Below are 9,761 nucleotides of genomic sequence, written 5' to 3'. Positions count from 1 at the left end.
CCCCCAGCCCTGCACCCGTCCCCGGGCCCGATCCGGCACCCTGAGGCAGGAGAAGGTTCAGCCGCCCAGACCGAACCCGTCCCTCCGTCGGGGCGAGTCAGGAGAGCGGCGCATCACCACGACACGGCTTCCGCCGTCGTCACCGGATGCTCCGGCTTCGGTCCACACGCCCACGGGTTGTGTCCGTCATAGCTCGCCATCACCTAGCGAATCGTTTCCCGGCTCCTGCCCACGGGATACGCCAAGCTGAGGGCTTCCCATCGCACGATCAGCGCTTGTCCGGTCTCGGCTCACGGCTGCCCGGAGGGCGGAGCCGACCAAGTCAGGGGACGGGTCGTGCGCGCTGAGCGCTCACATGAAGGAAAGGAGCTCTCGACTGCGCGCTCGGTACAATCCCTGATCACCGTGCTGCTTGTGGATAAGACATCGCCGTCCACAGAACGACTTTCGGCTCGTCCGGCCCTCGCCTGCCCCCGGCACCCTTGGGCCCATGACGACCGACAGCTCCACCCCCGCTCCCGCCTTCACCGACGAGCCCCGCCTCACCCTGGCCAGCCCTTCCGACGTCCTCGCAGCCGTCCCCTACCTGGTGGGTTTCCACCCGAAGACCTCCCTCGTGGTGATCGGCATCGACCACGGGGCGACCAAGGTCGTGGCCCGGTGGGGCCTCCCGCTGGAGCCCGGCACCCTCGACCCGCTGGCCCCCCTCCTGCAACGGGAGGGCGTCACGGAGATCGTGATCATCGGCTACGGTCCCGGCGAGGTGGTCACCCCGGCGGTCGACGAGGTCAGGCGGCTGGCTCCGCGGGCCGGCGTCCACGTGGGGGAGGCGCTACGTGCCCACGAGGGCCGTTACTGGTCCTACATCTGCGACGTCCCCAGATGTTGTCCCGCGGAAGGCACCCCCTATGACCCGTCCACCAGCCAGATCGCCGCGGAGGCGACGGTCCGGGGCCTGGTGGCCCTGCCCGACCGCGAGGCGCTGGAGCGCACGCTGGCCCCTGTCACCGGCCCGGTGCGCATGGCGATGCAGCGGGCCACGTCCGACGCGATCGCGGAGGTCAGGGCCGGGCTCACCGCCACTCCGGACCTCGACGCCTACGCCCGGCAGTTCGTCTCGGAGGGCCTGGCCAGGGTCCGGTCGGCGGTGCGGACCCACGCCGAGGGCGGCCGTCTGGACGACGCCGAGGCCGCCAGGCTCGGCCTGGACCTGGCGATCATCCGCGTCCGCGACGAGGCCTGGACCCTCATGGACGCATCCCACGCGTCCCTGTGGAAAGATCTGACGCGCAGGCTGGAGCCCCGCTTCACGCCGCCGGCCGCCTCCCTCCTGGCCATGGCGTCCTGGCGAGGAGGAAACAACGTCCAGGCCACCATCGCCCTCGAGCGCGCCCTGACCGTCGACCCCGGCTACTCGATGGCCAACCTCCTCATGCACGCCCTGCAGAACCTGCTCTCCCCGAGCGTCCTCCGAAACCGTCTCCCCACCCCGGCCGAGCTCGACGCCGCCATGGGGCCCGTACACGCGGCGTGGCTGCTGCCCCTCGTCAACGTGCTCGACGACGAGGCTCCGCCACCACCACTCGAATGATCCGCGCCGGTCGTTCGCCACAGGGCGCTTCGACGACGACGCACTGCCCCGCCGCCGGCCGACGCACGTTCGGTGACCACCGCCCGTCACAGCGGTCCAGCCGTTGATCGAATACCTCCGAGGAAACCTGCTCGGGCTGGTCGTCGGTGCCGTTGTGGCAAGCGTTGTGGCACGTGCAGGCGCGGAATCGCGTGAGAGCCGGGGTTTCACGCGGACCAGGTCTTACCCGGACAGGCCACCGATCTCCAGCGTGGCCTGCGGGCACGAGTGCTGGTCTGTGAGCCCGTGGTCGCGTGGCCGCGCTGCCGGAAACGGTGTGGAAACAGCCGCGGGTGCATAAGTGACATGAATGTTCGAAAACCACTGCGCCGCATGGTGGCTGTTTGGCGAGGCCGTTCCCTGCAGTGCGAATCCCTCCAGGAAAGGATCGCGACTCGTGAATCGCCGGACGACGGCCCGCGCTGCCGGCATCGTCCCAGGAGTTCTGTTGACGGGATCCCTCACCGCCGGCACCCCCGCCGTCGTGGCCCACGGCGAGACCGGGTCCGAGGCCGAGAAGCCTGCCATCACGTGGCAGGAGTGCCGGAACACTCTGACGAGGACCTGCGCGGGCTGGGCCTGAGGGAGGAATCGTTCGCCAGGTTCAGGCAACTGCTCGGCCGTACCGAATGCGGGACGATCAGCGTTCCCCAGGACTACGCCGATCCGAAGGGAAGGCAGATCAGCATCGCCCTGACCCGGTTGAAGGCGACCGACCAGCAGCGCCGTCTGGGCAACCTGGCGTTCAACCCCGGAGGGCCGGGCGCTTCCGGCTATCTGATGCCCCACCTGATCCTCATGATGAGGGCGGAGCTGGACGAGCCGCTTCCCGGCCCAGCCCCGAGTGGCCCAAGATCGCCCAAGGATTCAAGGAACTGGCAGAGGCCGAGGGCCCGGCTGCGCCCCCGGCGGTCAAGGAGGTGTTCGGCCGCTCGCGTCAGGGCACCGATTTCACGACGGCCCTCGCGTTCCAGTGCAACGAGGACTCGGGCTCGCGCACGTTCGAGTCGGCGTGGAACGCCTACCGGAAGCGCGTGCAGCGCTATCCGGTGACCGGACGGGGAAACTTCTACCACTCGATGCCCGGCTGGACGACCGCCTACGTCGCACCGTGCGCGGGGTGGCCGTTGCCGGTGCAGAAGACGAAGTTGCGGCCATCCGGCGGCTCGCTGATGCTCGCCGGGCACCTGTACGAGGTGCTGTCACCGTACGAGTTCACGCCCGCCATGCGCGAGGCCATCGGCGGGACCGTGGTGACCGTCGACGACGACGCGCACACCTCCACCTACCGGATGTGCCCCGACAAACTGACCGACTAGTTCGAGACCGGCAAGCGCACCACTGCGTGTCCCGGAGTGCTGCCGCCGACATAGACCAGGACCGCTGCCACCAGCCGCGACCACTTCATGGCCATGCGACACCGGTCCCAGAGACCGTCCAGCACCGTGCGGACGGCTTACGGCTCCCTTCGGTTCTCCCTCGACCATGATGGAAGCCTGTCCGAGAGATGAGGAGCGCCGCTTCGGAGCCCGAGCCGGATCCGGTTGTCACGTGTCGTCTTCGACCGGCGGCCAGTGCGAACGTTCATCCGCCGCTGTGACCAGCTTGAACACGTGAAATCGCCAACTGGGTCCGGCCTTCAGCCGCCTGACAAATCAGGGGAAAAGGGGGAATTCCGGTTATTTCGGTTATTTCGGTTAGGGGGTGTCCTCCTCACGACGGCGGCGCTCGTTGTAATCACGCATCCGCCGCGGATATCCAGTGAGCTGAACGTCGTACACCGGCAGGGCAAGATTTCGAGCGACCTTGCGAATGACTGCCGGTGAGCCGACCCTCCGCCTGGTCCACTCGCCGTCGTCGGCCACCGCCACAGCGGTCGTGTCGGTGGCGAAAGTCTCTGGCTCGACATAGAACTCGACGCCACGCCGCGAGCGGGCAAAGGCGATGAGCGCTTCGATGTCGGCGTCTGTCGCCTCACGGTCGAACTTTGCGACTTTGGGGCCGCGCAGCCGACGCAGGCCGTAGCGGTCGCGCCATCTCATGATTCCTTTTTATACGATCTGGAGGCTACGCGTCGGGGATGATCTAGGGGACAGATCGGGGATTCTCCGGATAGCACCCTGGGCCTCGAGGACGCAGTATGGGGGGAGACCGTTCGATTCTCACCGAGGAGAGGCATGGCCATGATGGCTGGGGTACCGACAACCCCTGGGCCGGGACAGGTGCCGCCAGCTCAACTGCGCGTCACCAACCAGGACCGAGAGCACGTGGTGGAGCACGTCAAGGCTGCCTATGCTGAGGGCCGCTTCGACAAGCTCGAGTTCGACGACCGGCTGGAGCGCGCGATGACGGCGCGCACGCACGGTGATCTGATGCCCATCATGACCGAGATCTACGGCACCCAGGTCGTGCCCAAGCTCGCCTCTCCTCCCGCGGCTGAAGCTCGTCACGAGCGCGCGCCGGAGAGCAACGAACGCCTCGGCGCCGCCATCGGTCACATGGTGCTGCTGCTCGGCGTACCGATCGTGGCCCCGCTGATCCTGCTGCTCACCGGGGGCAAGACCTCCCCCTACATCCGCCGGCAGGCGCTGGAGGCGCTCAACTTCCAGATCACGCTCGTAGGGGCGTCGATCTTGCTGCCCTTCACCATCATCGGCGTCGTGCTGGTCCCGATCATCTGGGTCGTGGCCGTGGTCCTCGCGATCGTCGGCGGCGTCTCGGCCCTGACGGAGGGCAACTTCCGCTACCCGATGACGCTCCGCCTGGTCAAGTGACACGACGTCTCATCTCACTTCGTTCGCGTCCGCCCCGCCGAGGCCCCGACCTCTGCGGGGCGCCCTGGCATTTTCCCGCCCGTACGCCCGTTCCAGAGCTTCCCGGCCGTGGCACCGGCCTCCGGAACTGGCCGATCACCGCTCTACCGCTGGTCGCCAGTTCCCCGCCGCGTGGCCCTGGGCGTTCGGATGCGGCCGTTCGTGGCTTCGCCGCCGGTCGGTAGCTCCCCGGCCCGTGACACCGGCCGAACCGGGCCGGCTGATCACCGCCCTGCCGCTGATCGGCTGTAGCCAAGGTCAGCGGGCCAGGACCTGGTACTTGACCTTCATCACACCGGCACTGATGTTGCCGATGGCGGCGAAGGCGGCTCTGGACAGGTCGAGGCAGCGCCCGCCGATGTACGGACCGCGGTCGTTGATGCGGACCGTGACCGCCTCCCCACTGGCCGGGTTGATCACGCGGACCTTGCTGCCCAACGGGAGGGTCTTGTGCGCGGCGGTCATCGCCGAGGGGTCGAAGCGCTCGCCGCTGGCCGTCATCTGAGGGTCGCCATAGTACGAAGCGCCGCACCTGCCGGACGACAGCACGCGGAATCCAGGCTTCGAGGAGTGCGTCTTCGGCTTGGGGGATCCGGGCTTCGCCGTCGCCTGGGATTCGATTTTCGCTCCCGACCCTCGGGCTTCGGTCTTTTCCCTGGGGCCCTGGGACTCCGTCTTCGCGCGTGGGCTCTGGGCTTGTGCCTTCGCGTCAAGGCCTGGGGTCGCCGTCACCGACCCGGATCCCCGGGAGCTGGTGCTCGCGCCGGAATCAAGGGATGTCGTCGGCTTCGGGTGGGCCGCCGGGGTCTTGGAGGCGGGGGACGGGCGCGGGCTGTGCCGGCGGCCGGCTTCGTTCGGGGTGGTGGCCTGGCCGGGAGCGGTGCCCATCGTGCGCCGGTAGGAGTCGTCGTTGCCGAAGGCGGCCCAGGCGGTCGTCGAGGCGGCGCAGACTACGGCGGCGCCGGCTGCGACGGCGGTCCATCGCGTGGCGGGAGAGAGCTTGCGGTCATGCGGAGACGGCTTGCGGGAATGCTGGCCCAACGTAAACCACGGTCCTACATAGGGGATAGGGCAGGGAAAGGCCGGGCCGCCAGGGGGCGAGGGCGTACGGCGGCCGATCCGCGGGCTGGCTGGGGGATCCCGCGCGACGAGGACGAACATATGCGACAAACGGCGAGTAAAGACAACTTAATGGGACATTAAGTGACTCATCTCACGAGCTCGGCCCAGCCCGGCGATCTAGCAGCCGGCCGAGAGGACCGGCACGTGTACGTCATCGAGGACGCCGCTCGCGCCGGAGGCGGTATGAGCATGATCTGGGTGGATCAGGTGTCGGAGGTGGACCGGATCGCAGGGCGCGGGCTGCGGCCGGTGGATATGGAGCGGCCGTGGTGTGGGCCTGGACGGCGGGGTGGGCCTGCGCGCCGCACAGGTTGGGACGGCGGGCGTCAGCCCGCGCGCCGCACAGTTCTGAACGGCGGGGTGGACCTGCGAGTGGTGCGGGCCTTAGCTGCAGCGCGGGCATGGAGCGGCACGGCATCGTCCGTCTTTCGTGACGACGACCGCGACGAGCGGGCCGGACTACTCTTCGACCGTTCCTGACGGTTGCCTCCACGCGGAGCAGATCACTACTCTGAAAGGAGCGTTGCGAGGGCGCACCCAGTCCGCGGGCAGGGACTTTCCCACCTCGAGCAGCACGTCAACGCACTGGACAAGACCAACCTCTTTCCGGCCGGGCAAGCGGACCTCGGCGACGAAGGAGGTTGCGATGTCCGATCGTCATTTCGAGTTGCCGGTCCATCCGAACCTGGACTATTACCGCAAGCAGGCCAAGCGCCTGCATCACGCGTACGCGGCGGGCGATGCGGAGGCCGAAGCGCGGGTCGCCGACGTGCTGGGGTATCGGGCCGCCGAGCGGTTCCTGCTCAGTGACGCCCAGTTCGTGCTCGCTCAGGAACACGGATTTCGGACCTGGGCCGAGTTCCGCGCTCACATCGACAGCCGCAGCACCACCGAGGATCGGCCGGTCTCCCGCCTCATGGGGGTCAGCCCGGGCATCTACGCCTCGATGGCCGATGCTCTCCTCGTCGAGTTGCGCCGCGGCGATCCTGGCGCGCTGCAACGGTTGCGGGCCTACGTGCCGCGGCACGCCCCCGCGACCTCCGCCGCGTCCCCCGCCACGACCTCTGCCGCCGCCGCGTCCTGCGCGGTGAGCTCGGCCGCCTCCGAGTCCTCCTCCTCCGCCGCCGCGACCGCGGAGCTTCGCGACGCGCGGCTGATCATCGCGCGGGAGCTCGGCTTCCCGACCTGGCAGGAGCTCGTGTCGTTCACCGAGAAATCCCGGCGCGATCTCGACGACCGCCGGGAGAAGCGGCGGCAGCTGCGCCGTGAGGCCGAAGCACTACTGGCCGGCGACACCGATCGGCTGGCCGGTCTGACCGCCGAACAGGCCGACACCCTGCTGCACATGCTCGCGGGTCCCGAGACGATCCCCGGTGTCCGGCTCGGGAAGGCGCTCGGCGTGCCGCGCGGCGCGGTAGATGTCCTGCTCGGCAAGGCCACCAACCTGGATCTCCCGCTCACCTGGGCTGCCCGTTCCAACCGGGTCGAATACGTGCGCCTGCTGCTCGACGCCGGCGCCGACCCCGGCACCCGGAAATGGGGCGTCACCCCGCTGGAGGACGCCATCTACCACGGCAACACGGAGGTCGTCGACCTGCTCGCCGGGCACGGGATCGTCCCGCGGGCGCTCTGGACGTATGCCGCCTGCGGCCGGCTGGATCTGGTGCGGGCCTGTTTCGACGCGGACGGCAGGCTGCGACCGGGCGCCGTGTCGGCACGTCCCGACCTCGCCGACACCGGCGCAGGCTTTCCGTCCCGGCTGCCGGCGACCGATGATCCGGCGGAGGTCGTGGGGGAGGCGTTCGTCCATGCCTGCCAGCACGGCCGGATCGAGGTCGTGCGCTGGTTCCTCGACCGCGGCGTCCATCCCGACGTCGCGCCCTATCTCGGGCGGACCGGCCTGCACTGGGCGATCCCGGGCGGTCGCCTCCAAGTGGTCCGCCTGCTCCTGGAGCGCGGTGCCGACCCGTCGATCCGTGACGATCTCCTCCGAGCCGACGCCGACGGCTGGCTGCACATCGTTTTCGCCGCTCGCCCGCACGATCCCGTGACCCAGCAGCTCCACGATCTGATCGAGTCTCGATCGCGTTGAGTCGCCGCTGCGCCTCCGGACCGCTCTCGACGGTCCGGGTCTACGGTGTCCGGCCCGCCGGATCGACGCGCGTCCCCCGGTCGCGTACGGGCCTCGCAGGTCCGTGCGCCGAGCCTCGCGACCCTCTCGACGGCCCGAAGCCGGTGGGTCGCGAGGCCGTAAGGATCACAACATCAGAGCGCGTACGGTCTCCACCGTGTCGGCGTCCTCGACCCGTTTGTCGGGGCGGTAGCGCAGGACGCGGGCGAAACGGAGGGCCATGCCGCCCGGATAGCGGGGTGAGCGCTGCACCCCGTCGAAGGCGATCTCCACGACCACCTCCGGCCGCACCCTGACCGTCCAGCCGTCGGTGGGACCTTCGGCGAGCTCGAGGAAACGTTCGGTCTGCCAGGCGAGCAGCTCGTCCGTCATGCCTTTGAACGTCTTGCCGAGCATCACGAACCCGCCCTCGGGATCTCTGGCCCCCAGGTGGAGGTTGGACAGCTTGCCCTGGCGCCGCCCGTGGCCCCACTCGGCCGCCAGCACGACCAGGTCGAGCGTGTGACGCGGCTTGACCTTGATCCAGCCGGCGCCACGGCGGCCCGCCGCGTAGGGGGAGGCCAGGGACTTGACCACCAGGCCCTCGTGGCCGGCCTTCACCACGTCGGCGAAGAACTGCTCGGCCTCCGTCACCTCGTCCGAGACGAGCCGCGGGGTCAGCAGACCCTGGGGGACCAGTCGGGTCAGCGCCTCCTGGCGCTCGGCGTAGGGCTGGTCGAGCAGGTCGGCGCCGTCGACCCGCAGCGCGTCGAAGAAGAACACGCTGAGCGGCGTGCGCTCGCGCAGCCGCGCGACGTCGGTCTTGCTGGACACCCGGCTCGCCGTCACCTGGAACGGGTGCGGCCGCCCGTCGGGACGCAGGGCGATCACCTCGCCGTCGAGCACCAGGTCTTCCGCGGGCATCGCGAGCACGGCCTCGACCAGCTCGGGAACCTGCGGCGTGATGTCGTCGAGGGTGCGGGTGAAGACCTTGACCTCCGAGCCCGCGCGGTGGGCCTGCACGCGGACCCCGTCGAGCTTCCACTCCAGCGCCGCGGGTGTGCCCGCCTTCTCCAGGGCGGCCGCCACGTTGGGCGCGCTGCCCGCCAGCATGGGCGAGACCGCCCGCCCCACCTCCAGCCGGAACGCGTGCAACGCCGCCACCCCGCCGGCCAGCGCGGCAGCCCCGACGGCGGGCAGCGATCCGCGCAGCGTGAGCGCGCGGCGCACATCGCCCGAAGGGGCGCCCGACGCCTTGGCGACAGCCTCGATCATCACGCCGTCGAGTGCGCCCTGCCGCAGCTCGCCGTGGAGCAGCCGGCTCATGAACTGCTGCTCCTGGCTGGTCAGCCCCGCGAACAGCTCGGCCACCAGCGCCCTGCGCGCCACTTGCGAGCCCTGCCCGGACACCGCCTTGATCTTGCTCAGCAACGTGTCGACGGCGGTCAGCGTGGCCGTGGCGGCCAGCTTGGGCTGGGGGAGATCCTCCAGCGTGCGCCAGCCGACGCCCACCTGCCGCTGGGGCAGCTCACCCGACAGATAGGAGATCGCGATCCCGGCTTCGTCGGGGCCGACCCGGCCCAGCAGCTCCGCCAGATGGCCGATCTTGCCCAGCCGGGCGGACGTGCGCGTCACCGCCTCGGACACCCGGACCACGTCGATCAGAAGCACACGTTCATGGTGCCTCACGTGGCCGACATTTCCGTCCACCGGGTTCAAGGATTCTCAGTGATTCGCCCGGTGCACGGCCGACGTTTCCAGACCTCGCGGGGGACCACGCCGTCCTTCTCCCATTGAGCGTGGTGCGGCAACGCGTGTGAACGGCCGCGCCGAGTGCAGGCGGGGAGGTGGCTTCCGTGCCGGGCCCGAAGGGTGGCTCCGCTGGTGGTGCCGGAAGGTGGCCTTCGGGACCGGCTTCGACCGGGTGGCCATGGCAGGCCTCCAGGAAGGAGGCAGACGCTAGATCGCTGATGTGAATTTGGGTTAGTGGTCGTAGGCGGTCAGGGACCGTTTCACGGGTGCGTCGGTGTTCCAGTTGTGCCAGATTGCGGCGTTGAGGGCGAGGATGCGTTGGCTGATGCGTGCC

Annotated in this window: 8 protein-coding genes and 1 pseudogene; 5 read left to right on the top strand and 4 right to left on the bottom strand. The window is 69.5% G+C overall.

Annotation, left to right across the window (positions count from 1 at the left end):
• The first annotated feature begins 490 nt into the window (after positions 1-490).
• From E1292_RS47390 to E1292_RS51995, 3 genes are all read left to right on the top strand, one after another.
• Positions 491-1,591, top strand: coding sequence for a DUF4192 domain-containing protein (locus tag E1292_RS47390; protein WP_132606361.1), 1,101 nt, complete (start codon positions 491-493; stop codon positions 1,589-1,591).
• 487 nt (positions 1,592-2,078) lie between these two features.
• Entirely contained in the window at positions 2,079-2,213 is a 135-nt protein-coding gene (locus E1292_RS55325) for a hypothetical protein (protein WP_281284158.1), read from the top strand.
• 337 nt (positions 2,214-2,550) lie between these two features.
• On the top strand, positions 2,551-2,949 hold the full coding sequence (locus tag E1292_RS51995; RefSeq protein ID WP_165975128.1) for an alpha/beta hydrolase: 399 nt from the start codon (positions 2,551-2,553) through the stop codon (positions 2,947-2,949).
• A 378-nt stretch (positions 2,950-3,327) separates the two neighbouring features.
• Here E1292_RS51995 and E1292_RS47380 read toward each other — a convergent pair whose 3' ends face one another.
• Positions 3,328-3,672 (bottom strand): hypothetical protein, encoded by a 345-nt coding sequence (locus E1292_RS47380; RefSeq protein ID WP_132516187.1) that lies wholly within the window; start codon positions 3,670-3,672, stop codon positions 3,328-3,330.
• Between the two features lie 141 nt (positions 3,673-3,813).
• Between E1292_RS47380 and E1292_RS47375 the strand changes: the two genes are divergently transcribed.
• Complete coding sequence (locus E1292_RS47375; protein ID WP_246090908.1) at positions 3,814-4,404, top strand: DUF1707 and DUF4870 domain-containing protein; 591 nt, start codon at positions 3,814-3,816, stop codon at positions 4,402-4,404.
• A gap of 297 nt (positions 4,405-4,701) precedes the next feature.
• On the opposite strand, the gene E1292_RS55320 is transcribed toward E1292_RS47375, so the two are convergent.
• Entirely contained in the window at positions 4,702-5,331 is a 630-nt protein-coding gene (locus E1292_RS55320; protein ID WP_281284159.1) for a septal ring lytic transglycosylase RlpA family protein, read from the bottom strand.
• A gap of 880 nt (positions 5,332-6,211) precedes the next feature.
• On the opposite strand from E1292_RS55320, the gene E1292_RS47365 reads away from it, so the two are divergent.
• A complete protein-coding gene (locus tag E1292_RS47365; RefSeq protein WP_132606358.1) occupies positions 6,212-7,657 on the top strand; it encodes an ankyrin repeat domain-containing protein in 1,446 nt (481 codons plus the stop codon).
• A gap of 165 nt (positions 7,658-7,822) precedes the next feature.
• Here the strand turns inward: E1292_RS47365 and E1292_RS47360 are convergent, their stop codons facing one another.
• Both E1292_RS47360 and E1292_RS56255 read right to left on the bottom strand, forming a co-directional pair.
• The gene (locus E1292_RS47360) at positions 7,823-9,346 is read right to left on the bottom strand and encodes an ATP-dependent DNA ligase (protein ID WP_132606357.1); all 1,524 of its coding nucleotides are present in this window, start codon (positions 9,344-9,346) and stop codon (positions 7,823-7,825) included.
• Positions 9,347-9,658: 312 nt separating this feature from the next.
• Positions 9,659-9,761: pseudogene (locus tag E1292_RS56255) on the bottom strand (IS982 family transposase); the annotation flags it as partial.

Source organism: Nonomuraea deserti, assembly GCF_004348685.1.
Classification (GTDB): domain Bacteria; phylum Actinomycetota; class Actinomycetes; order Streptosporangiales; family Streptosporangiaceae; genus Nonomuraea; species Nonomuraea deserti.
This window is presented reverse-complemented; position numbering and strand designations above follow the sequence as displayed.